Genomic DNA, 24,871 nt, shown 5'->3' on the forward strand with positions numbered 1-24,871 from the left:
AGTTGAGGTGACGTCATATTTTTTAAGTATCTTTTATCTATATCTGTTTGCAAAAGCCATCAAGCAGATGCCACGGGCTGCAGATTTTTAGATAGCTCAGGATAGCGATGCAATAACCGTGTGACGGCAACCAAACACGCATGACGCTCCATCTTGCCTGCAGAGTGCGTAAAGGTGAACAGTGTGGGCATAATGAGCGCTGCAAAGGTGCTGTCAGCCAATGCCACATCACGAAAAGTCTCAATCAACGCCAGTTTGGCACGACTCGCAGATATAGGTTTTAGCATGATGTTGCTATCTGACTCAGCGTGCTCTGATGACTGTGGTGATGCTGAGGTTTTATCTGAGTAACGTTGTTGCTTATGCTTACTGGTGTCACTAGTACTTGGCTCTTGTGAACCGCCTAGACGTCCAGGTGGTAACTCGAATAGACCACGACGTAGCAGCATTAATAACTGATCAACTTCTGCAGGTAAGCTTGTCAAACGTTTATCTGTCTGCTCTGTTATGACTGGTTGAGCGATGCTGTCTTTGACAGCGTCTTTATTGATACTGGTTGGTTGCCAGTTTGGAGACACGTGACGCGCCTTATAGTGTTTCCATAGCATGGTTACGGCGGCATAACGGACTTCACGGTCTGTGCTTTGGGTCAATCGATATAAAGACTGCACATCTTGGAAATTGGCATGACGCTGCAGCAAGGCGATACCGATTTGGCGTGCGACTCGCGCTTTGCTTTCAATCAACGCATTCAACATGCCAGCATTCAGTTGTGCTAACTGGATGTGATAACGTCGATTGGCAACGGATGGCTTGTCCAATAGCGCACGCTTCAATAGTTGCGTGACCTCAGTATAGGGAGATTCTGCCATCATCAGCCATAGAGCTGGCGTTGGTTGCCACATCGCCATCTCATACTCACTCAGTAATAAGCCAAATTCTCGCAGCTGGCTGTTACGGTGTTGCAGCAAAGGAATGACACGCGCCGCATTAAAGAACGAAGAAGGGATAATCGCATCGGGATCGACTGGTCTGTCTGTCAATGCCATGCAGATATGTTCATGATGATGACTGAGGTAGCTGATCGCAAGCTCACTGATAGGTGCAGTAGCATCATCTATTGCCATATGCCACAGTGCATTGGCACCTGCAAAAGTATCGTCTTCAGACACCTCTCTCGATTGACCACTCAGCATCTGTAAAAAGGCGGTTTCGGAAATAATCTTTAGCGGCGCACCATCAGCGATTAAGCTTTCGGCTTTAACTTGCTTGCTACCTTTACGGCCATTTCCATATAACGGTGAGCCATCATCACCGATGACCAAGTAATCTAACTTGCCGTTGACAGCACCACTGATGGCACCATTAGCCGCTTTCACAACTTTTTCGGCCTCGCCACGAGTCATGCTTTGCATCTTGCCTGTGAATAGATAGCGTTGGCCGGTTAAATCTACTTCAGTAGCAGCATCGCTATTTGAGTCTTTATTGTCAGTGCCATTACTGGAAGCGTTACTGAAAGCATTGTTAGTAGAGGCGCCTTCATTACTGTCAAGATATGCGATAAAGTCGGCAGGCAAGAACCCTTTGTTAATGCGCTCAATAGCAAATTCACGATAGAGCGCTTGTTCGCTATGCGCAAGATTCATAAGCCAGTCGAAACCTAAGTCTATCGGCGCAAACCGGCGCACATCAGACAGCCAATTCCTCACGTTTTCTGCTAAGTACTCATCAAAGGCCAAGTGCTTTTGCCAGTTTTTAATAGGAGTGTCAGCAGATTTTAATTGTTCAACATATTCACTCACTTGCCAATCAGGCTCATAGGCAAGTGCATGCCAATAGCTCATATCAAGCGTTGCTGCTGACAGTACATCTTCATCAAACCAATCGGTAATAGTCGCTTGCGATAGTGGATTTAATAATAGCATTTGCCATATTGCCGCATTTACTTGGCTCAAATCCAAACGTCTGAGCTGATCCAACGCAAAGTCCATGCAGTCGCTGTCGTTATGAGCAGAGAAGTCCTGTTGCTCTGGTATATCTAGCTGCTGGGCGACGCGAATAAAGTATTCAGCACCCAGCTCTTTGGCACTATAAAGCTCAGGCAGTTTTTTTATCGCAAACTTTACGCTGTGTGTTCTGCCGCTAGTCAATCGTTCAAAAAACCACTCAGGGGTCAAGTCACGTCGCGTAAAGTGTTTGCTAAGTTGCTTGCTCGCGGTTTGATAGTGATGCTCTGTGTCTAATAGCTGCCCCCAACCGTTGACACCGATATCAGCAACAGGGTCACGACTCAGGATATTGTTGATGGCAAATGCTCTAACAGGCTCATAATCTGACATGGCCAGTAGCATCAGCTCAGTAAGAGATAAGTTTTGAGCATAGCTTTTGGCATAGCCAATCGCATATTGATAGGCGGCAGGATAGTGTGAATGGAGTAGCTGCAGTACGACTTGATGCAAGCCCAATGTTTGAAATTTAGACTTTTCAAAATGCGGTGCATTCTCTAATAGCCAAACAATCATCTCATCACGCGCTTTGCTATGCACTTGTCCAGCAGATAGATATTGTAGCGTCTCACCACTCACATCACGTAGTTGGGTCTTAAAGTCGTGTTTTAGGCTATCGGTTGCAAACTGTCTGATAGCTTCATTTTTGGCGATAGCCAGTAACTCAATAAGTGGCTCAGGGTCTCGCTGCCACGCCTCAGCGAAGGCGCGACCTTTTGCATCAAAGAGCTTGCGAGGTGAGTGACTGCTAAATCGATTGACGCCATAATCAAGGCTGTTATGGAAGCAAATATGATTGAGTACCCAGCTGCTTGTTTGTTCATGGCTGCCAGCCGTCATGGTTTCGTCATAGCTGGCGAGTACAGAGACGGCAGCATCAATGTAGCCAATTGGCATTTGCTGACCCAGCTGCCGCAGATAACGCCATGCTCTGAGGCTCATATAGGTTTTAGTGGCTAGGCTGACCGCAGAGTTGGCGGTTTGATTAAAGCGCTGTAAATCGATCTTGGCGGCAATTTGTCCAAATATCTCACAATCTTGAGAAAATTCAGCTTGCTTATAAATGCGCTTCAATCCTTTCCACACACCATAGCTGACTGGCAAAGCTGTAATGGCTTGTTTTAGAATAGTTCTAGAGTACGCGCTGCCATCTTCCCACAGTGCAGTCAATATTAAGTGGATTTTGTAGCGATCAGGGAGAGGGTAGACGCCTTCGTCTGCCTCAAGCTTGGCAATCATTGCCACACGCTCTGCAAACTGTACTTCGGGGTTTTGCTCCCGAAACTGATGACTTAGAATTTTGTTCAAAAATCGCTCAAATGTCAGTTCGTGCTCGGGGATGGGCGCCTCAGGAATCGCATCAGCTTGAGTGGCCAATGTACATAGTTTATCGACCAAACTGGGATCTTGGGCTTGCCAAGCTTGCTGAATTTGTGAGAATGACAGACTCATAGCAATTTGCCTTAATTTTTATTTTGTCGGTGCGCGTGGTTTTGTAGACCCATAAAAGCGCGTTTCAGAGAAAATATCAAGGACTTTTGTATGGAAGTATATAGCCTGCGACACCTAGTGTCGTACATAATTTGGTTTTGCAATTATGTATTGACAATAATAACTGTTATGAGGCAAACTTAATGCGTTGTGAGATTTAGCGTTTCACCGTTTACGGTGAGGGGCGACGTTGCGTCGTCCGCGAGTCAAGCCATTACATTTTACCCAAGGAAGACTGTTTCAGTCCTGCTAATACCTAGATAAAGGCCCTAGTGTCATTAGCTCGCTGGCGCAATCACGCAATCGTGATTGAGCTAATGCACTAGGGCCTTTATCTAGGTGCAGTCCAGTGAGTCTTCCATGTACCAGGTCATGAGGTAGATTACACAACAATTGAGTGTGACATCATTATGATGGCATTCAAGGTCTTTAAAGCAAAACCGGAGTAGGGCTGTTTATTCAGCGCTACTCCGGTTTTTTATTGGCTATAAGAAAAGCCCTTTGTCTATCACAAAGGGCTTTTTAGTACAGAAAATATGATTTTATACGGAAATTTTATCCCCAATAACCATCAGGACATTTAGGCAATTCAACCAAAATACGGCGGAGCTCCTCTGACCATTGATGACGAATGCTATTGAAATACTCATCATTTTCATCAATACGTCGGCCATTAGGCATGGTCAGGCTGTCATTGTCATAAAGTACAAAATCTATTGGCATACCCACTGACAAGTTAGATTGAATGGTTGAATCAAATGACAGCATTAACGCGCGGGCTGCATGCCTTACGTCTGTATTGTAGCTGACAGAACGATCTAGAATGGGTTTGCCATATTTGCTTTCGCCTAACTGAAAGAAGGGCGTATCTTCAGTGGCTTTGATACAATTGCCTGCAGGATAAATCATGTATAACTCAGGCGGCTGACCTTTTATTTGACCACCCAGCATAAAAGAGCTGGTAAAGGCACCATCGACACTAGCATTAGCGACTTTTTTTGCATGGTTCATCTTTTCACGCATGCATTCACCAACCATTTGCGCGGCATCAAATAAAGTCGGGACCGTGTTGAGATTACTCTCAAGACGTTGGTCAATATCGTTTTGCAGCTTGTTAAACACCGCCTGCGATGTCGCTAAGCTGCCAGCTGTCTGTAATACAATAAAACGCTCGCCCTCAACACCATATTGATAGAGCTTTCTAAAGGTTGATATGTGATCAACCCCAGCATTGGTACGTGTGTCGCTAGCAAAAACCATCCCTTCTTTCAGACGAATAGCGGCACAATAAGTCATAACTGATCCTTAGTAGAATAGGCTTAAAAATAGCCTATGATAATCTCGAAACCAATACTTGACTGTAAAGGTTTTCATAACCGCCGCCCATTCTAACACCGCGGACAGGAGCTGTATCTAAATAGTCTCGACCAATGGCGACGTAGACATGAGAGCTTGGTTGAAACAGCTGATTTGAGATATCAAAGGTGTACCAGTAACCGTCCAGCCATACTTCTGCCCAGGCATGACTGGCCATATGGTTTTCGGTATCGTCGTATAGATAGCCTGATACATAGCGGGCTGGGATATGCTGATCACGTAAGCAACCTAAAAACACATGGGTGTGATCTTGGCAAACGCCAGCGCCTGTCGCAAAAGACTCAGTCGCTGTCGTACCTACATGAGTCACATCTTTCACAAACGGCATCTTCATGATGAGGGCATTGGCCATCGATTTTAGGCTGTCATGAGTGGGTTTTTTTAGATAGGGCGCTGAAAAATCACGCATCTCTTGTGAGCATTTGGTCAATGGCGTTTGTACCGTAAAGAGCAGATAGGGGACATGTGCCATATCCTCTAAACGTTTGGTCTCTGTATCAATCTCCACGATACCTGACGCTTGCATCTGCAAGTTATTATGTGCCTCATTACGGCTTAGCGTGAGCCAGTCATTGCCAAAGCCGTCCTTTTGATTGGTCGCCACTTTGGGGAGCATCACCTCCCATTTGTGAATGATTTGGTGCGGCATTTGCATGGGAGTCATACGTATATACTGGACACTGCGCTGTGCAAGCTCGCCGTAATAATAGTTGGTTTGATGGCTGATTTGAAGTTTCATGATAGCTTCCTATTTTTCTGTTTATTTCATATGTATGGCCAATCCCGTATAAATCGGATAGAGCGTCAGGCGAGCTTAGTCTACTATTGGTAGTACTGTGCTCGCCTTTCTATTCTCCAAATTATTTTGAATCGACTGTATCACTAGCGCCTGTAATCATCTTGCGGCTAGACACCTTGACGCAAGATGATATTGAACTCCTTGCTAATCAGCTCAAAATCACTAAATTTCTTAGATCTAATCATCTGATTGGCCAGACGTGTCAGCTCACGCCAGCGTGTGTTTTCAGGCAGCTCATTGATCCAATATTTAAATTCAAGACTGACTTCTATTGAGTCTTCCTCTAGTAGCACAGCCCGCTCAAGCTGCTCAAAATGACGCCCTAATTGCCAAAAACAAGTCACGGTCGGGTGCTCTTGTTTCATCGCAGCATTACACGCATGTAGCTGCAAGGTCGCTGCCCGATAGGTGCCAGCACTTGAGAGCCGCTTAATCAAGTTGTATAGCTCAGCAGTGTCTTTACCAATGACACCTTTGGCCTCCTGTACATTGTCATCTATCGATTGAACGATGTTGGGTATGATATTTTGTTCCAAATCAGACATCATCTGCGCTTTCATGGTCTTGAATGACTCATCGGCATTCGCGTCAAAGCCTAAATGGCTGATTAAATGCTTAAGCTGTGACTTTTTGAGATCGTCTTTGACCAGTTGCTTCATGACATTATCATAGTAATACAGGCGCTCACTATATCGGCCTAGCCATATTAGATGACTGGCAGTGGAGAGTAGCAAGATCATTGGTGCGTCATCTAGCATCTCATAGCCAGCTTCTTTAGGCTGTACACGATCATAATAGTTGGCGTGATCTGAGGTATTGGTCTCTGATGATAAAGGCGAGCATTTACCTGATTCGCCATTGCCGTTTGGTTTTTTGGTTGAAGACTGCAGGTGACTGTCATCGACGACCCAGGTGTCCTTGATACCGCCACCTTGAGATGAATTGACGACTAATGAGCCCTCAACCATGGCCACACGAGTCAAACCACCTGGCACAATATCTACCGAACCATCGCCATGACTGAGGATAAAGGGACGCAAATCAATGTGGCGCGGTGCGATGCCATCGCTGACAGCAGTAGGGTTGGTAGATAGCGAGATAGTCGGCTGAGCAATAAAACCGGCTGGATTTTCAAGTAGGCGCAGGCGATACTCTTCAATCTCTTTCTTGGTGGATGTCGGGCCAATGAGCATGCCATAACCACCTGAGCCTTGGGTTTCTTTTACGACCAGCTTATCTAAATTATCAAGCACGTATTTGAGCTCATCAGGCTTACGGCATTGATAGGTTTCTATATTGGGTAGGATAGGCTCTTCATTTAAATAGAATTTGATCATATCTGGTACAAAAGGATATAGACTTTTATCATCAGCCACGCCTGTACCTGGCGCATTCACTATAACGACATTACCAGCACGGTAAGCGCTCATCAGCCCCGAGACGCCCAGTATCGAGTCAGACTGAAAGGCGAGCGGGTCAATATAAGGGTCATCAATGCGTCGGTAGATTACATCGACTTGTACCTTGCCACGAATACCTTGCATGTAGACTTTGCTGTCCTCAACCACCAGATCGTAACCATGCACTAGAGGCACGTTCATCTCGTGTGCTAAAAATGCATGTTCATAGTAGGCACTATTGAAGCGGCCAGGCGTCAAGATAACGATTTGTGGATCATATTTGGACGTTGAGCTGGCAAGACAGGCTTTGAGACGAATGGGGTAATCACTGATACCCATAATATCGGTGTCAGAAAACATATCAGATAAGAGCGTCTCTGATATTTTACGGCTCTCAAGCATATATGAGACACCTGACGGGGTACGTAGATTATCCTCTAACACACAGAACTTGCCAGACTCATCACGAATCAAATCGATACCACTGATGTGTGAGTAGATGGGTTTGTCCAGCTCAATACCCATCATCCAAGGCTCATAGCAGCCGCTGGCATAGACATAGCTGGCAGGCACGATGTCGGCCTTCATGATGGCTTGGTCATGATAGATATCGTGCAAGAATGCATTGAGGGCGGTGATGCGCTGCTTACAACCAGCTTCTATCAGACGCCACTCGCTTGCCGCGATAATACGGGGGATAATGTCAAACGGTATCATTCGTTCGATGTTTTTGGCATCGCTATAGACGGTAAAGGTGACGCCTTTACGGTAAAAGATGTTTTCGGCTTGTTCGTTTAGATAGTTAAGGGCATCCATGTTGATGTTATCAAGCCAGTTGCCAACGGTTTGTGCCACTGGGCGATACTTACCCTTACTTATTTGCAGTTCATCGAAACTTTTCGCTTTTTTCTCAGGTTTTTCTAAAGCCTCTTTTCCTTCTAAAATCTCTTTGACCGTCGTTGAAACAGGACTTTTGGTAGTGGGCGCTTTGATGGATTGACTCTGACTTTGGGTTTGATTGTCAGCGTTTTCTTTGTCTTGAGTGTTATTGCTAGACTGACTTTGAGATGCTGTTTTATTCATAAATACCCCACGTATCCTTGGTAAAGTTATACTTTATGATGAATACACTGTCTATGCTAAGCCGCGTAGCACTTGTATTGCGCCCAACAGGTAATCTATCTCCTGTATTAACTATACAACGTATACTGATTGATATACAACAAAAGTTAAATAATGGATTTTGAGTAGTCTCAAATTATTAACGCAAATAAATTTAGCTCAATTGGTGAGAATGTAGGAGTGGAACAGATATGAATCTAGGTGGTAGGTTTTTAGCGCTGGCAAGCATGGGACTTGCAGTTACTATTGGCATGACAGGCTGTGGTAGTGAGCCAACGCAAACGGTCTTGCCTGAAGGCAGTACAGTGGTTGCACTTGGTGACTCTTTGACCTATGGATATGGGGCAAATACTGAAACAGCGTATCCCATGGTACTGGCAGAGCTAAGCAAATGGAAGGTCATTAATGCGGGTGTCAATGGTGACACTTCTGCAGATGTACTGACTCGAGTGAATGAGATTACTGAGAAAAATCCTGATTTGGTACTGCTAGGTGTGGGCGGCAATGATGTATTGCAGCGCATTGCACCTGATACGACGCGGGCCAATATCATCGCAACTATAGACACCTTACAATCTAAAAATATTGATGTTGTTCTAATCGCTGAGCCGCATTTAAGTACCAGCGCGTTATTTGGCAAAGCCAGTGATAATCCATTGTATGAAGCTATTGCGGAGGCTGAGGGCATACCGCTATATTCTGATGGTTGGTCGACTGTGCTATCAGATGATGCGCTGAAATCTGATAAAATCCATGCCAATGCGGCAGGCTACAGACAGTTCGCCGAAGGGCTACATGAGTACTTAACAGATCAAGGCTTGGCACGTTAGAGCTATGAAAGAGTAAGTAGAACAGGTATCTGGTTTAAAAACCTACTACACTATGAAACGAAACGAAAAAAGAGAGCTCTTTTGAACTCTCTTTGTTATTCATTACTAATATCTTGATTCAGCTGATGCTTATGATGGTAAGCATGTATCACATAACCACGATCAGACCTTCATCAGCGGCTATCTTGCCCTCACAGACATCTTGATAAATATCTAGTAAGTCACTAATCTCATCAAGCTCTTTAATTTTTAGCCATGCATTGGTTTTTGCGGTGCTGTTCATGATATAGCGCATAGAGCGTTTATTAAATTCTTCAGGGCCCCATTCTTTCATGCATTGCTGTACATGACTGGGTGCAAAAAACTGTTGGCTGCGTTCTTGAATGATACCGTCTACATGGCGCGGTTCGTCCCAATGCGTGATACCGACATTGCTAGTGTAGCGCATGTTGTCGCCTAAGTGTCTATGTAGACGGCTGAGCACGTCGGTATTGGCCGACATATCGACAATGACCGTTGGTTTGCTGGCGTCAATCTGCTCAAGCGTGTCATAGCTAAGCACACTGTCATAAGCATCAATTGACTTAACAAAATCTATATGACGGTTTGAGGTGAGGCCGATAACGTGCGGCGCATCTTTATCATCAGTGAGGCCATAAGCTAGGCCAATACTGGTTTTACTAGAGGCACTGATAATCACCACTTGCTCTGCACCAAACCAGTCATTGCGCTTCAATAAATCATGCAAGCAGAATGAGGTTAAGTGCAATACGAACAGTAGCATGCGCTGATTGTCATTGGCACGGTCATAACCCGGCTCGTGGTTAACGCGCTGATATAGGTTATAACCGGGTGGCAGCTCGGCACGATGGGCACTACCATCGAGCAGGCTGGTTTGCGTGACTCGTTTAGGTGTAATAATTAATTCGTTGGCAGGCGGGAAGTAACCAAATAGTCGTTCACCGATGGGCAGCGCCTCGCTATTTGATTCGATGACGTCGGCAAAGCCCCATACAGGAATAATGCCCCATTTTTCGGGTTCATTCCCATTTGGCGGAAAAAACTGCCAATAGCGTAATTGGTCGCCCATGACCGCGTAAGTAATGTTGTTGGCGGTAAAGGCAAAGCGATCAACTTTGACGCGTACTTCACCATCGCCGAGAGTGTGTATAGGCGTCTCTTGCAGGCGAGCTTGGGTTAGGTTTGCTTTGTTGGTCTGAAATTCTAGCATAGTCACTTCCTTGATAGTTGTTCTTGATAAATAGTATTGGCAGTCATTTTTTAGGTATTAGCGGTGTTGGCTTGACGCGCTGCCGTTATTTGCATAACTTCACCCATCAGTTTGGGCATATTAGCAGCGGCTTTTGGCCCTGCTGCTTTTAGACGCTTAAGAATGGCTAGCTCTTCAGGTGTTGTATCTTCGCTGGCTTGTACCAGTTTAGTAAAACCATCTAAGCGATTGCCAATCATCCACTTACGTAGCTCAGGCTCTTTTGACCAGCGCATTTGGTTTTGCATTTGTGCCACAGCACCAACCAACCAGTCTGTATCATGGTTTGGTATTGGTACCACGCGGCACAGCTCATTTTTGATTGTTTCGTCATCATAGTTGGCCTCAATATGGGCGGTAAACGCAGCACTAAATATGGGCTGATAGGTACGCACCGTTTGAATGACCACCGTATTGCCTTTGAACACATCGTACGTCTCTGTCACTGGTACCGCTCGTGCTGAACAATCGATATGCATCGTGTTGGGAGTGGTATCAATGCTGTCATCACCGAAATAAATCTTGTCAGCATATAAGCGAGTCACGCGACCTTTGCGCACAATGTTTTTAACCCTACGTAACTGCGTAAGTTCTTCACTACTAATGGTAGCACCATGGAACATTTGCGGGCGTACGTTTGGATCAATACGCATTAATACGCCGCCTTTTTCTAAACGATTAAACAGGTCTTCGATGCTTTCTGCCTCAGCAATCGCTTCTGCCTGAGTAGCCTGCGCCCCCATGGTATGAACAAAAAAATCACGAGAAGGCTGGGTATTTTTACGATCGATAAACCAAGCATCTCTAGGCATAATCCATGTTATATCGTCTGGGTCAATTTTATTCTCTAGTAGCCATAAAACCGCATCAATACTGGTTTTGCCGCCACCAATGATGACGTAACCATCACGGGGTTTGGTTAGACTCGGCAAGTCATTTAACGGGCCAAATTTCACACCTTCAGCAATCTCAAAATTGGGGTTATGAGTCGCAGGCACTGAAGTTTTGAAGTAAGTGCCGTCAATGATTTTTTTATTGACCTTGACCTCATAGCTGGTATCAGACAGTAGTGATGAAAACTTACCATCGCCTTGATACTCGCACATCGGGAAGTATGTCACACGGCCACTTGGTAAAAACGTATGCTTCATGACTCTATCAAAGTACGCCATGATTTCTGCGCCTGATGCCAGCTCAGATAAGCCTTTATTTAAACCAATTTCATCAACCATGCCGCCACAAAGCTCACGTGAGCTGACACCATAAAACGATGATGGCTGATGCAATGTGACAAACGAATAGGCGTCATTCCAATGACCGCCTGGCTTATGATGTCTATCGACGATAATGATATTGGCATCTGTCTCTGTAAGTAGTACGTCGGCAAAAGCCATGCCCACCGCGCCACTGCCAATGATTAGATAGTCTGTTTCTAGCTGTTGAATACTCATAGCGTCCTTACTCTTAAGTTAAATTTTTACCAATACAATCAATCCATAATTGTTTGTACATAACAGTGTTATATACTAGAATAACACTGTTATAATTGTCAAGACATAGTGAGAATCTAATGGATGCCAGAACCAAAATATTGAATGCCGCATCAGCGCTTTTCTTAGAAGGAGGTGGGGATGCCTTGAGCGTGCGTGGTATCTCTAAACGCGCAGGCCTGTCGACTATTGGTATATACAGTCATTTTCAAGGCAAACAAGGCATACTAGATGCACTGTACATAGAGGGATTCAATCTCGTCCGTGAAGCCATGGATGTGATTCCAGACGGTAAGGCAAATAAAGAGCAAGTACTAGAGGCGTGCCTAGGGTATCTCAATGTCGGAGAGAAGTATGAAGCGCATTATCGGCTGATCTTTGGGGAATCTGATGCAGGGTATCAGCCCTCAATCGAGGCCATTGCTGCCAGAGATAGCGCCTTTGCAAAATTGGTACGAGTGGCGGGTTCTTATTTGTCAGAGAATGCTAGCGCAACGGAACGTCGACAAATAGCGTTAGATATCTGGGCAATCGTGCATGGATACGTCAGTATCAGTCACCACATGGTATTTACCGATGATATAAATTTAGACTGGAAGTCTATGGCGCTACGAGTGGTAGCAGTGCAGTTGGATGCCATTGACATAGCTGAAATAACTAATGCTAAGCATCAGTAGTAGTAAAGCCTTCCTACACGGCTTGATAAATCAGCAGTTCGTAAATATTGGATACAGGTAGATAAATAACGTTTTAGTGAATCACTGCACTACTTAAAAAACCAAATAAGCAGACATATGTCTTTTATCTTGTAAACTGCATTATTTTAGGTTATTTTTTACTGTTGATTACAGTTCTTTAACCAAGGAGAAGCAGTTTGGATACTAAGTTATCACCGCTTAAGATTTCAGTGGTTGCGGCGCTGACATTGCTTACAGGTTCGCAAGTATTTGCAGAGGCCAACTACGGTGATTATGGGACAGAAACGGCGCTGACGCTTGCCCGTGACTATGCTGGTCGTTATACAGGTTCTGATAAAGAAGTCCAAGCTGCTGATTATATGCAGCAGCGCATGACCATCGATGGCAGTAACAACCAAGTCAATCGTCAAACTTTTGATTTTATAGCGCCTCGTGGTCTATTCAGAGGTCAAACGTTAACGAGTAATAACGTTGTTGTGACCCAAAAAGGCAGTGCTGACACCAACAGAACGCTATTTGTCGGTGCACACTATGATTCTGCCGTTGCCTATCCAAATTACGAAAATCTAGAAGCATTGGATGACAACGCTTCTGGGTCTGGCGTCTTAACTGAGTTGACAAAAAACCTGACGGGTATTGAGACAGAGCATGACATTCAGTTTGTGGCATTTGGTGCAGAGGAGGGAGGTCTCAATGGTTCAAAGGCATTTGTTGATCAGCTCACGGACGCGGAAAAATCAACAGCGTTGGGCATGATTAACTTAGACAGTCTGATTACAGGCGACAAAATGTACGCTAATGCAGGGCGAAATGCTTACGACGATGATGGCAATGAAGTAGCTGCCAATGTAAGTTTGCGTGAAAATGCGCTGCGCATCGCAAAAGAGCTTGGTATTACACTAGAGGTCAATACAGCCATTATTGCACCAGGTGAGACCGAACCCTACGAGCCTTATGGTGTTGGGTGCTGCAGCGATCAGGAATCTTTTGATAGTGTGATGCAGGTCGTCGGATTTGAGGCAACCAACTGGGGCCTTGGGCCTGATTATGATGGTTACACGCAAACTGAAAACCCAGATATTCCAGGCGGCTATACGTGGCATAACCCTGCATTAGACAATGAGGAAGTGCTTACTGCCGCCTTTGGTGAAGAACGCATAGCGCAAAGAATGCGCGACTACTCTCGTATCATCAGCAGGTTGATTGTGGAGCAAACCAATGCTGATATCATCGCATCAACCAAAAGTGCGCTCAATCTGCAAAATACGATGGGCGCCGCGTTAAAAATAAATGCCACCGACTCACACTCAGCAGTGCTAGAACGCGCCAATGCTTTGGCATTACATACTCTCGATGATGCGGAGCCTTTTGATTCCGAGTCGCGTACTCAGGTTTGGGTAGATGGCTCTCAAAGCTATGTAGATTCTGATAATGCACAAGAAGGCACTCTCGCCAATATTGGCCTATATGGTGAGTATATTGTACAGCCTAGCTGGCGCGTTGGCGTAGGTGTGCAAGCTGCTAACCAAAACAATAAAAGCGTAGAAAACGGTATTGAAAAAGATAGGAGCTATGGCATTCAAGCCTACTCATTACTGGGCGGCAAAGACACGGCTTGGTGGAACACCACATCTCTGAGCTTATCTAAACATGACTTGGACGTTAATAGAACTGTAAAACTGGATGGTAATGACGGCATCAACATTATCAATAATAGCGAACGCGGTGATACGGATGCTGATGTGTTTAGCGCATATAATGAGCTTGGGTATAATTTTCTTATCAAGGAAAACGTCGCGCATGGTGTCTTTTTGGGTCTCAATTACAGTGATATAGACATAGATGGCTATACCAGTGGCAATGACAACTCTCGTACTGCGCTTAAGGTTGATAGCACGTCTAGCGAAGCATGGGATTCAGAGCTTGGTTACCAGCTACAGTACGGTTTTGATTTGATGGGCACGCCTGCCAAACTTCAAAGTAAAATCGCTTACGTGCATGTTATCGACGATGGTTTAACAGACAGTTTATCGACAACGTCTTTAGCGGACGGTCAAACAAGAAACGTTAGTCTTACCCAAACAGATAAAGACGACGACTATGGACGTTTTGAGCTGAGTGTGAGCAACAAGGTTCATAACAATGTCTACGCGTATCTAAATGGCGATACCACCTTTGCACGTGATGATAAAGACAGCTCGGTACAGCTGGGTTTGCAATATCAATTTTAAATATTAATGTGTAGATGTACGCCTGCGCTGCTCAATAATTCATTTATGAGCAGCGTTTTTTGCTTATACATGTCAATATATTAATTATAAATGCGTATTACTGATTACCGCTAAAATACTCAGATTCAGTAATGCCAATGTATGTGAAATATTAAAAGAATAGGGGTGGCGTGTATGTTTGGCATCATAAAAGACTGGCGTGAGCAGCGCATACTAGATAATAGCGAATTTACCCATGCCGATTGGATGCAAGCGGCTGAGCGTATCGTGATACTCGACAGATTGAGTGTTGACGAGATGACGCATTTATTCGAGCTCGCGACATTGTTTTTAGCTGATAAGTCCATCACAGGCGCACAAGGTTTTGAGATTACTGATGCTGTCAGACAATCGATTGCACTACAAGCGTGCCTGCCAATATTAAACCTAAGTCTCGATTGGTATGCTGGCTGGTCATCGATTATTATCTATCCGGGTTCATATAAAAGCAACAGCACCATCGTAGATGAGTTCGGTATCGTCCATGAGGGCACTCAGCACCGTAGCGGGGAAGCGTGGTTACGTGGGCCTGTCATTCTCTCATGGAAGGACGCTAAGCATTCTGGCGAACGTGACGGACACAATGTTGTCATTCATGAGTTTGTGCATAAGCTCGATATGATAAATGGGCGTGCCAATGGCTTTCCGCCGATGCAACCTGATATGGATCCTGCTCGGTGGACACAGATTATGTCGCGAGATTTTGAGGACTTTCAAACGCATCGTAAATCAGGGCTTGATCGTTATGGTTCGACCAATCCTGCGGAATTTTTTGCGGTTCTGAGTGAAGTGTTTTTTGAAACACCGCAAAAGCTAGTAGATGCTTATCCGGATATTTATGAGATTATGGTGAAATTCTTTCGTCAGACACCGTTATGAGTGATATTTATAGAGATGGTGACAGTAAGCTGTATTCAAGACAGCATAAGCATATTGGAATTAGGAAGATGAGGTGATTAATACTATAAATGATAATGTGGCAAAAGTAGAAATCTATGAAAGTGCTGATGGAAAGGCATAAGTAGATGTACGTTTCGAGCAAGAGACCGTTTGGTTGTCACAAGCACAAATGACTGAATTATTTGGTCGTGACCAATCAATGGTTTCTCGTCATATCGCCAATGCCATAAGAGCTGAAGAAATCGATGAAAAAAGCAATATGCAAAAAATGCATATTGCAAATTCAGACCGTCCGGTGACTTTTTATGACCTAGATGTGGTTATATCAGTAGGCTATTGCATAAAATCTCCTCAAGGTGTGCAATTTAGGCGTTGGGCAACACAGCGCCTACGTGAGTACTTGGTACAAGGCTATACACTCAATCAACAGCGCTTCGATAAAAACTCTACTGAATTGCAACAAGCGCTAAAACTAATCAAAAAGACCGCACAAAGTCCCGAGCTTAACACCGACGAAGGACGCGGACTGATTGAGATTATAAGTCGTTACACGCAGACGTTTTTATGGTTGCAGCGCTATGATGAAGGTCTACTGGATAGTCCTGCAGGATAAGATGGTGGTGTCTTACCTAGTACGTCTGAGGCGATGGCAGCGCTAACTGATTTGAAATCGAAGCTGATAGATAGGGGTGAGGCGACTGAATTATTTGCTAAACCTCGTGGTGATGGTTTGGATAGTGTATTGGGTAACTTACAACAAACGGTCTTTGGTGAGCCTGCGTACCCAACTATCGAGAGTAAAGCGGCACATCTACTGTACTTTATGGTGAAAAATCATCCTTTTACTGATGGTAATAAACGCAGCGGTGCGTTTCTATTCGTGGATTTTTTGCATCGTAATCACCGACTGCTGAATGATAAATGCGACATGGTCATCAACAATACAGGGCTTGCGGCATTAACTTTATTGGTCGCTGAATCTGACCCCAATCAAAAAGAGACTTTGATCAAACTGATTATGAATATGTTGTCGTTAGAAGGGCAATAAACAAGCTTGTCATCAAAAACCAAGTAACGATAACTGGCAAACTACATCTTAATATTTGAATATATTATATTTATAATCAAATAGAGTAGGCTGCCATTTTAAACGCGCCCTATAAAAGTGGTCAGTCAATCGTTCCTATACACTCTAAACCGTCCATTGGTCATTAATAATGGCCACCAGATAACGCTTACCTTGATACTCATCAAATACCAAGCGTAGTACCCGCCAGTCCATACCATCATATTCATCAGTGCCTTTATAATAAAACTCTACAACATCTGATGCTTGGTATATTTCTTTTAAATTATTGATTGAATTGCCATTGTTTTTGAATTCATTGATGCTGATATTGGCATTATTGAACTTCTTACCATCTACCCACGTATCCAAGTACATTGGCAGTGGCGTGATTAATACATCACCCGTGCCGTCTTTTTCACCCCATGTAAAGCGAATATTGGACTGTTGTAGATATTGTGCATATTGTCCGCGACTAAAGACTTTGTCGGACTCGGGCCGCACATAAGCATACATAGAAAAGCGAACGCCACGTGTGGGATGAATATCATTGGTGATTCTAGAAAAGTCCTTATTGGCCAGTGCACGCTGAATACGTAGCGCTTGCTGTCTAAGGGTTTGTTGACTGATATCAGCACTAATAGGCGTTGACGAGATACTGGTAGATTGAGAGACAATAGCCTCACTGGACTCAGAAGCAGACTGGCAACCAGTTGCGCTCAGAGCGAGCAATAAAAGGCTACTGGAGGCCCATGTTGTAGATTTTCCCTTAAAAAAAGTAGGCAATATAGTCATAAAATCGTCCTTCCTACAGTTATTAGCGAAAGTTATTAGCTAAAGAGGTGTCACTAGCTAATCAGTCATTAATAAACCACTATAAATTGTCATGAGAACAAATAAGGAAATACCATAAAAACGCTATGTAATCGAGATAATAGTAAGTAAACCTGAATGATACGATAATACAGCAGAGTCCTAATATGGCTATGATGTAATAGACTGTAACATTCATAGGATAAAAGCTCGTAGAGAACGACATGCCAACATATAAATCGCTGACATTGATACTAACCATAGCACTGATGACTGTCGGTACTGCTACAGCGGATGTGACAAAATCAGATCAGAAGCAATCTGCGATGGAAACTATGAAAATTGCGACCATTTCAAAAATGTATCAACAAGACATAGATGAGCAAGGCATGAGTAATCCTGCGGTGCTACAGCAGTACGCCAATACTGAATTACAAGCAGCGATGACGCTTGAGCAAGCGTATTTTGATAAAAACCAAATGTCATGCAATGTTGATTATGATGTGCTGTGGGATTCTCAAGATCCTGACTATACACAAGACAAAAAGCTTTCGATGACTGAGCAAGGTTTGGTTCAGGTCAGCTTGGCGCAAGGTAGCGATATTTATTATGAGTTATCATGTGATGACAATGATAAAGATTGCCAAATCGCAGACGTAATCTTAGATGACGATGGTAAAACGTTGCGTAAGCATTTGCTTGAGGCTTGTCGTTAGTAGAAAGCTAAAATCGATACTTAACTTAGCAAAGTGTGTAAATAACATGCGGTAAATTATTATGTACTAACCTTCTAGAACCATTGGCTTGTTTTCGCATAATGTATATTATGTTAAATGAAGTCTATATAGAAGAACAGTCATGACAAACATAAAACACTTATCTAATGATAATATTATTTTCTTCCATAACTTTTATTAAAGTCTTGTATAGAAATTTACTTGAAGCTCATATGCGTGGAATATAATTAAATTGTACCAAAGCTATTTTATGCCACGTTCTTTAACGCTTCTAGACTGTGTTGGCTAATATTACACTTTTGCTAACTCAGATATGCGTGTAGACGATCTTTTGTTTTTTTCTCTCACTATGTATTGCTTTAACTAGTAGCTCACATTTGTTACGGTATATGCGCTGTGCGCTCATACCACAACTTTCCCACTCGTAGTAGCTTGATAGCTTCACGTCTAATATATGACATATTCGAGTAATACTAAGAAAGCGCCTGTTATCTTTGATAAAGGCGTGCTTCGCGATCTGCTCTTTTTAGAGTTGAATTAACCCTTCTAAGTTGCATATCACTCAGAAGGATTATTTTATGAAGACCTACTATAGCTTCGCTCTGACTCAAGAGGATGTCTTATTAAGACGATTGTCATTCCCGAAGCTAAAATCACAGTATAACTTTTGATGTTTCTCACTATTAGTAGATATCAAATGGGTATTTAGACTGTAGGATTATTCGTAGCTTTATCACTAAAATCATTATTAGCATTTGGCTTAATATAACGGGGCATTTTTTGTCCAGTTTCTTTAGCAACAGTATGTAGCATTTGTTCAATCCAACCAGCATCCATAATAAACATAAGCGAGCCATCTTCATTGAAGTTTACATTAGCACCTTCAACCATGATGAACCCCTCTGCACCTTCATCACTTCTGAGTGTATGTGTTGACCCTGCTGGTTCAAATAAATAGCTCCCAGCTGTTTGCACATCATCTGGATACTCCAAATACATCCAAGATCCTGCTGTGGTATAAAAATGTACTATCCCCGTATGAAAATGCTCTGGCAGTTGAGTATTGGGTTCAAAACGGGCGTAAATAACCCATACCCCTGTTTCAGAGTTCAAATAAAAGGGCGTGATATGAACGCCTGGCAAGGCATTTTTTATCTCGCCTTCCTTTTTCATATTTAGCGTCAATAGATAGTCTTGATGGGTGCCGATAGACATAATGCAATTCCTTTTGCGATATACGATTAATAGTCGGAGTCAGCATCAGTTTCCTTCAGATGCTGCTAGTTGTGAGCAAGTTAAGCCGTGACTGCACCTAACTCTTGCAGATACTCTATTAGTATATTCGCCTAAAACTTACTGCCAACCACTCAAAAGAATGGTTTTTTATAAACACAATACTGAGTACAACCATCCTTTTATTATCGATATTTATGCTAATTTTAATCAATATGACTAGGGCATGTCTGATAGTAGACTCTGACAGAGATATTTAATAACTGTTTAACCTGCTTCATGGTCATATATCAGCAAAATAAGTTTATTAGTTTATCTAGCTACTTAAGTTATAGGTGTTTAATAAAAGGAGTATTTCGTATGGATACGAAAGCATCAGATATATTTTCAAAAGATTTATTTGCTCATAAAGTTGTCGTTGTGACCGGAGCAACCTCAGGAATTGGACAAGCCGTTGCCATTGCCTTTGCACAAAAAGGCGCTAAAGTTTGGGCATTAGGATTAAATAGTAAGGAGGCACAGTATCCACAGCAATTGGATATTGAGTCAGTGGAATTAGATGTCACTGATGAAAATAAAGTCGCTAATTTTTTCAAAAATTTAAATCAGCTTGATGTGCTTTTTAATGGCGCGGGTATTGGCTCAACAACAGAACACGAATTACCTATGTTTAAAAAGGTTGTTGATATTAATTTAACGGCAGTTTTTCATATCAGTGAATGCGCGGCACCACTATTGGCAAAATCATCTAGTGGTTCTATTATTAACGTCTCATCTATGTATTCTATATTTGGATCACAACTCACGCCTGCTTACGCATCATCCAAGGGCGCAATCGATCAATTGACTAAATCTCATGCTATCTACCTTGCAAAAGATAACATTCGCGTGAATGCTGTAGCACCCGGCTGGATTGACACCCCTATGATTCAACAGTTAAAAGTATTAGACGGTTTTACCGATGGTATTATGGCAAGAACGCCTCTGGCAAGGTTTGGTAACCCAATAGAAGTGGCTAACGTGGTTTTATTTTTAGCTTCTGATGCAGCCAGTTGGATTACTGGCACCATCGTCAACGTCGATGGCGGCTATTCTATTGTTTAATATGTGAATGCTCTAAAAATAGGTCATGACCTGTTACGACTTGGCCTATTTTAAAATATACTGTTGATGTGCTTGCGCAACGGCTTGTGTTCGGGAGCGGACTTGTAATTTATGATAAATATTACGTAAATGCCATTTTACGGTGTGAATAGACAAAAAAATCTTATCGGCTATCTGTCCATCACTCAAACCACTTTCAACCAATAATAATATTTCAATTTCGCGCTCTGATAAAACTATCCTACTATTAGGATCACTCTGATTATCACTAGATAGCTGCATAGCGCTTTCTATTTGAGATTGCTTATCTTTCAATGAAAAACTGCCTTCTTCATAAAAATCACGACCCCCTATTTCTAATATAGATACTATATATTTTTGGATATCAGACGATACGGCAACCTCATTTCCCTGATACTGATAAAGCTTATTCAACAGCACTAAAATTAGCGGATGCTCATCGAGTATGATTCGATGTGTTTGTGTTGATTTAAATTGTTCCAGCGCATCTAATAAGCCCTTATAAGACAGTATAGGTTGATCCAACACGTGATAGGCCATTGCCAACAATAACCTTATGCGAGCATTACGTATCACAAAGGGTAGATCAGCTTTTAGAAGTTGATTCAGCTCCACCACTACTTCCGCTACTTGCTGACTATTACCCGAAAATATCGCCTTACGATATGGTAACAGATCCAGTCCAGTCAATAATTCAGTCAACGTCAAACCACTAAGCTCACCCTCCTCTCTTTTTGATCGCTTTTTTATTTGATAATCAAGCCGATCGTTCTTATCGTCGTATTTTCCTGTCACCATTACTGGCATTATTTTTTTCAAATCTTGCTCGTCAACCCATCGTTGTATATCACTGGTTAGCCGAGGGAGCAACCATTCATCCGCTTTGCTATTGGCTTTTGAGAGATCTTGATCACTAATCTCCATCCCTGCTAAACATGCCAGCTTCAATTCTGTCAAAAAACCCAACGTAATCATATCTGTGATGACCATGTTTTCACCTTGGTCGAAATCTCTAAGTGCTTGTCTGGCATCTTCAATACGATTGCACTCATAATAAAAGCTCGCTTTTAAACTGCTTGCCACACTCAGCATCATATCGCGATTACTATCATTGGTCCCTAATTGAGCATAATCTGGACTGATACCAATGCGCTGAAATTTCTTAGTGGCTGATGGTATATCGCCTAATAGCCTGTCACAAGTTGCATCAATACTATCTATATAAGTTAAGCCGTACGGATTATCATCCTTGATATAAAGAGTTCTTGATTGAAAAATTAGCGAATGAGCATGTCTGATGTTGCCATTATTAAGTTGATATAAAGCACAGATGGCCAATAACGGTGCTCTAAAAAAATACGCCTCTAGCGACAGTTGTTGAAGACCTATTTGCGCCAACTGATAAGATTTGGGTAAGTCATCAGCAATAAAAGCAGTCATTGCTGACAGTCCTAACTGCTTATCTTTATGGCTAATAAAAGTTTGGTTGTCATTATCTAACAAATAAAGCTCTTCTTGCTCAAGCACTTTTATATAACGGGCTGCTTTATAATGTTGACGAGATAGAATCAAACCCCAAATTAAATCATATAGCAAAGCTGGATGTTGACACAGCTGACTATCAGTTAAAGACTCAGTCAGCTCTAACAAACTATAAAGCCGCCCCTCTAGTATCAAATCATGACTGACTGCTGTTAAAGCTGACAAAATCAGTGTGTTATCACCGATTAACTGTGCATGGTAGATCACCTCCAAAAACATACTATTCGTTTGATACCATTCTGCTGCTTTAGAATGAGTGACAAAATACTTTTCTGGTGCTTGATTTTGTAGCCTTGTTTGCAGAAACTGTCTCATCAATTGGTGTATGCGAAACCACTGATACTGATCATCTATCGCTTGAATAAAAAGTCCTTGTTGACTTAAATTTTTCAGCAAGACCTGCGCATCAGTTGCACCAGTTAATGCGTGACACAAGCTGGCATTTATTTTTCTCAATACGCTAATATTTAACAAAAGATTTTGGACATGCGCATCACATTGTAAAAATATCTGCTCCGCTAAGAAATCAGCTATTTGCCGCTGTGCGCCACTCATTTGATGTACGAGTTGGTATAAATCTTTTTCATTCGTACAGCATAAATTAATGAGCTGTATACCTGTTAGCCAACCCTCCGTTTTATCAATAAGCATTGATACCAACTCGTTATCAATCAAAGTTAAGGGGCTAGCAGCATCTACTGTCATCTCTGATAATGACTGATTGGCTGCCATGTAAGGTGTAAGCGTGGTATTTTGTATCAAATTACTGTGTAGGTACTGCTGTAGTATATGCGCATCAAGTGCCGACAAACGCAACTCATGTGCTCTAATAATGTGGACCAATCCTTGTAGTTCACCTTTTGCAAGTGGCCAGTTTGGAAGCGCACGTGAAGCAATAACTAAATGGTAATTACTGGGTAAAAATAGGTATAGCCACCAGATAATATTCAAGCTATCAGGATTGGATAATGCCTCTAGCTCATCAATAAATAATGTATGGGAAGTTGTCGTATTAAGCTGAGACAGTAAATGATGAATATGACTCTTTGTTATTCTGTCTTCTACTAATAATTGTGCATCAGATTTCTGAGTCAATATTGTCCACAGATATTGGTACAGACGTATAGGGTCGTTGTCATCATTATCTAGAGTTAGCCAACCAACCGTGAGATGACGTATCTCTAGCTGTTCGCTCTGCTGTAACATAACAGTAGTTTTGCCATACCCTGCAGCGGCTTGTATCAAAACCAACCGATGAGTATTATCTCCAAATAACTGATGCAGTAGTTTGGGGCGCTCAAGCAGCCTGACTTGTTGCAATTGTGGTCGTTCGATCTTTGTTTTTAAAATCAGCATCCTTGCCTCATTTTTTTAATAATTGGTTGCCAAATAGCGAGTAGCTCTAATGACTATGCACCACAATAGCAAGAAATACATTAACCTTAGGCTATAACATGTATCACGTATTATGCATCATGCCATCTAGCTATTATGACTCGTTGAATCGTAACATTAGTGAGTAAAAAACACACTGTAATCAAAGTGAATGAGTGGTAAATCAGCTTATATTGAAATCAAACAGCACTATAATGTTAAGCATCTGCACGCATATCTGAGAGCTAAAAATTATCGTATTAATAAACTATCTAGCAACCGATACGCTCACAATTCATCGCTTTCAATACCTCAGAAATTCTGATAAAAGTATTAAGGGATTAAGGTGAATATCACGCTCTGTTTATTATAAGAGTTATAAAGATCAATAGTGTTTACACAAGGAAAAAGATCATGCCAGATATTAACGTGAATGGAACTACCCTATTTTATAACGATGAAGGTCCTAAAGACGCTCCGGTGTTGGTACTAAGTCACTCGCTGTTTTTTGATCATAAAATGTTCACGCATCAAATAGAACATCTATCTAAAACCATTCGAGTAGTGAGCTATGATGATCGGGATCAAGGGCAAAGTGCCCGTTCAGAATTGAAAAGCGTCGATATGGATACTCATACCAACGATGCTATAGCATTAATTGAGGAACTCGATCTAGGACCTTGCTTTTTTGCTGGCAATTCTATGGGCGGGTTCATTGCGCTACGTTTAGCCGTTCGCCGTCCAGACTTGCTAAAGGGTTGTATTGTACTTGGGTCTAGCGGAGAGCTTGAATACAAACTGGCCGATTTTTTGCCTTTGGTTGAAGGCTTAGGTGCACAAGGTACTGAGCCATTTATCGATACGCTTATGTATATCATGTTTGGCGACGACTATTTAGCAGATGCCACTCGAGCAAGTGAGCGTGAGTACTGGCGTGATCATATGTTAAAACTAGGACCGGACATCGCGCGCAGTGCTAATGGCGTTATTCATCGCACTGGCATATTAGATGAGCTTAAAGGGTGCAAAGTACCTACGCTAGTATTGGCAGGCGAACAGGATCATGCCTATGAAGTACCTCTGTCAGAAAATATTACTAAAACAGTAGCGAATGGCCAGATGTTCATAATTCCAAAAGCAGGACACTCGGTAGCGCTTGAACAACCAGAAATCGTTAATAGATATATTGCAGATTTTATTTCAGCACATTCATAATGCGGACTTCATAGCAAATAGCTTAAGATTTTAATAGCTTAAGATTTTAGTGTTTTACTCACTTAATGGAATTTAATAAAGCATGTTTATTCATGTCATTAGTGAATTTGTCT

Annotated in this window: 15 protein-coding genes and 2 pseudogenes; 8 read left to right on the forward strand and 9 right to left on the reverse strand. The window is 42.5% G+C overall.

From position 1 onward, the window contains the following. Positions 1 to 59: 59 nt before the first annotated feature. From IP510_RS08605 to IP510_RS13905, 4 genes and pseudogenes are all read right to left on the reverse strand, one after another. The gene (locus tag IP510_RS08605) at positions 60 to 3,458 is read right to left on the reverse strand and encodes a BRCT domain-containing protein (protein ID WP_194364373.1); all 3,399 of its coding nucleotides are present in this window, start codon (positions 3,456 to 3,458) and stop codon (positions 60 to 62) included. Between the two features lie 594 nt (positions 3,459 to 4,052). Beyond that, positions 4,053 to 4,793, reverse strand: a complete 741-nt coding sequence (locus IP510_RS08610; protein WP_194364374.1) for a peptidase — start codon at positions 4,791 to 4,793, stop codon at positions 4,053 to 4,055. A gap of 34 nt (positions 4,794 to 4,827) precedes the next feature. After that, the gene (locus IP510_RS08615) at positions 4,828 to 5,613 is read right to left on the reverse strand and encodes a transglutaminase family protein (RefSeq protein ID WP_194364375.1); all 786 of its coding nucleotides are present in this window, start codon (positions 5,611 to 5,613) and stop codon (positions 4,828 to 4,830) included. A 956-nt stretch (positions 5,614 to 6,569) separates the two neighbouring features. Next, positions 6,570 to 8,156, reverse strand: a pseudogene (locus IP510_RS13905) (circularly permuted type 2 ATP-grasp protein); the annotation flags it as partial. A 230-nt stretch (positions 8,157 to 8,386) separates the two neighbouring features. Between IP510_RS13905 and IP510_RS08625 the strand changes: the two are divergent. Continuing rightward, on the forward strand, positions 8,387 to 9,025 hold the full coding sequence (locus IP510_RS08625) for a GDSL-type esterase/lipase family protein (RefSeq protein WP_194364377.1): 639 nt from the start codon (positions 8,387 to 8,389) through the stop codon (positions 9,023 to 9,025). 148 nt (positions 9,026 to 9,173) lie between these two features. Here IP510_RS08625 and IP510_RS08630 read toward each other — a convergent pair whose 3' ends face one another. Both IP510_RS08630 and IP510_RS08635 read right to left on the reverse strand, forming a co-directional pair. Next, the gene (locus IP510_RS08630; protein WP_194364378.1) at positions 9,174 to 10,256 is read right to left on the reverse strand and encodes a DUF2855 family protein; all 1,083 of its coding nucleotides are present in this window, start codon (positions 10,254 to 10,256) and stop codon (positions 9,174 to 9,176) included. 50 nt (positions 10,257 to 10,306) lie between these two features. Further along, entirely contained in the window at positions 10,307 to 11,746 is a 1,440-nt protein-coding gene (locus tag IP510_RS08635; protein WP_194364379.1) for an NAD(P)-binding protein, read from the reverse strand. 119 nt (positions 11,747 to 11,865) lie between these two features. On the opposite strand from IP510_RS08635, the gene IP510_RS08640 reads away from it, so the two are divergent. From IP510_RS08640 to rhuM, 4 genes and pseudogenes are all read left to right on the forward strand, one after another. Beyond that, positions 11,866 to 12,462: a TetR/AcrR family transcriptional regulator gene (locus tag IP510_RS08640; RefSeq protein WP_194364380.1), complete on the forward strand. Its 597-nt coding sequence runs from the start codon at positions 11,866 to 11,868 to the stop codon at positions 12,460 to 12,462. A 197-nt stretch (positions 12,463 to 12,659) separates the two neighbouring features. Then, positions 12,660 to 14,714, forward strand: coding sequence for an autotransporter domain-containing protein (locus IP510_RS08645; RefSeq protein WP_194364381.1), 2,055 nt, complete (start codon positions 12,660 to 12,662; stop codon positions 14,712 to 14,714). 174 nt (positions 14,715 to 14,888) lie between these two features. Next, the gene (locus tag IP510_RS08650) at positions 14,889 to 15,632 is read left to right on the forward strand and encodes a zinc-dependent peptidase (RefSeq protein ID WP_194364382.1); all 744 of its coding nucleotides are present in this window, start codon (positions 14,889 to 14,891) and stop codon (positions 15,630 to 15,632) included. 73 nt (positions 15,633 to 15,705) lie between these two features. Further along, positions 15,706 to 16,701, forward strand: a pseudogene (gene rhuM / locus IP510_RS13960) (RhuM family protein). Positions 16,702 to 16,845: 144 nt separating this feature from the next. Here the strand turns inward: rhuM and IP510_RS08660 are convergent. Then, positions 16,846 to 17,514 carry a hypothetical protein gene (locus tag IP510_RS08660; RefSeq protein WP_194364383.1) on the reverse strand — a complete coding sequence of 223 codons (669 nt, stop codon included), beginning with the start codon at positions 17,512 to 17,514 and terminating at the stop codon, positions 16,846 to 16,848. Between the two features lie 242 nt (positions 17,515 to 17,756). On the opposite strand from IP510_RS08660, the gene IP510_RS08665 reads away from it, so the two are divergent. Continuing rightward, positions 17,757 to 18,248, forward strand: a complete 492-nt coding sequence (locus tag IP510_RS08665) for a hypothetical protein (RefSeq protein ID WP_227669604.1) — start codon at positions 17,757 to 17,759, stop codon at positions 18,246 to 18,248. Positions 18,249 to 18,974: 726 nt separating this feature from the next. Here the strand turns inward: IP510_RS08665 and IP510_RS08670 are convergent. Then, positions 18,975 to 19,484: a 2,4'-dihydroxyacetophenone dioxygenase family protein gene (locus IP510_RS08670; protein ID WP_194364384.1), complete on the reverse strand. Its 510-nt coding sequence runs from the start codon at positions 19,482 to 19,484 to the stop codon at positions 18,975 to 18,977. Between the two features lie 378 nt (positions 19,485 to 19,862). Here IP510_RS08670 and IP510_RS08675 point away from each other — a divergent pair, with 378 nt between their 5' ends. Continuing rightward, a complete protein-coding gene (locus IP510_RS08675; protein WP_194364385.1) occupies positions 19,863 to 20,606 on the forward strand; it encodes an SDR family NAD(P)-dependent oxidoreductase in 744 nt (247 codons plus the stop codon). Between the two features lie 45 nt (positions 20,607 to 20,651). Here the strand turns inward: IP510_RS08675 and IP510_RS08680 are convergent, their stop codons facing one another. Continuing rightward, entirely contained in the window at positions 20,652 to 23,525 is a 2,874-nt protein-coding gene (locus IP510_RS08680; RefSeq protein WP_194364386.1) for a helix-turn-helix transcriptional regulator, read from the reverse strand. A gap of 432 nt (positions 23,526 to 23,957) precedes the next feature. On the opposite strand from IP510_RS08680, the gene IP510_RS08685 reads away from it, so the two are divergent. Continuing rightward, entirely contained in the window at positions 23,958 to 24,758 is an 801-nt protein-coding gene (locus IP510_RS08685) for an alpha/beta fold hydrolase (protein WP_194364387.1), read from the forward strand. Positions 24,759 to 24,871: the final 113 nt, after the last annotated feature.

Origin of the sequence: Psychrobacter sp. NG254 (genome assembly GCF_015277735.1) — a bacterium.
Classification (GTDB): Bacteria; Pseudomonadota; Gammaproteobacteria; order Pseudomonadales; family Moraxellaceae; genus Psychrobacter.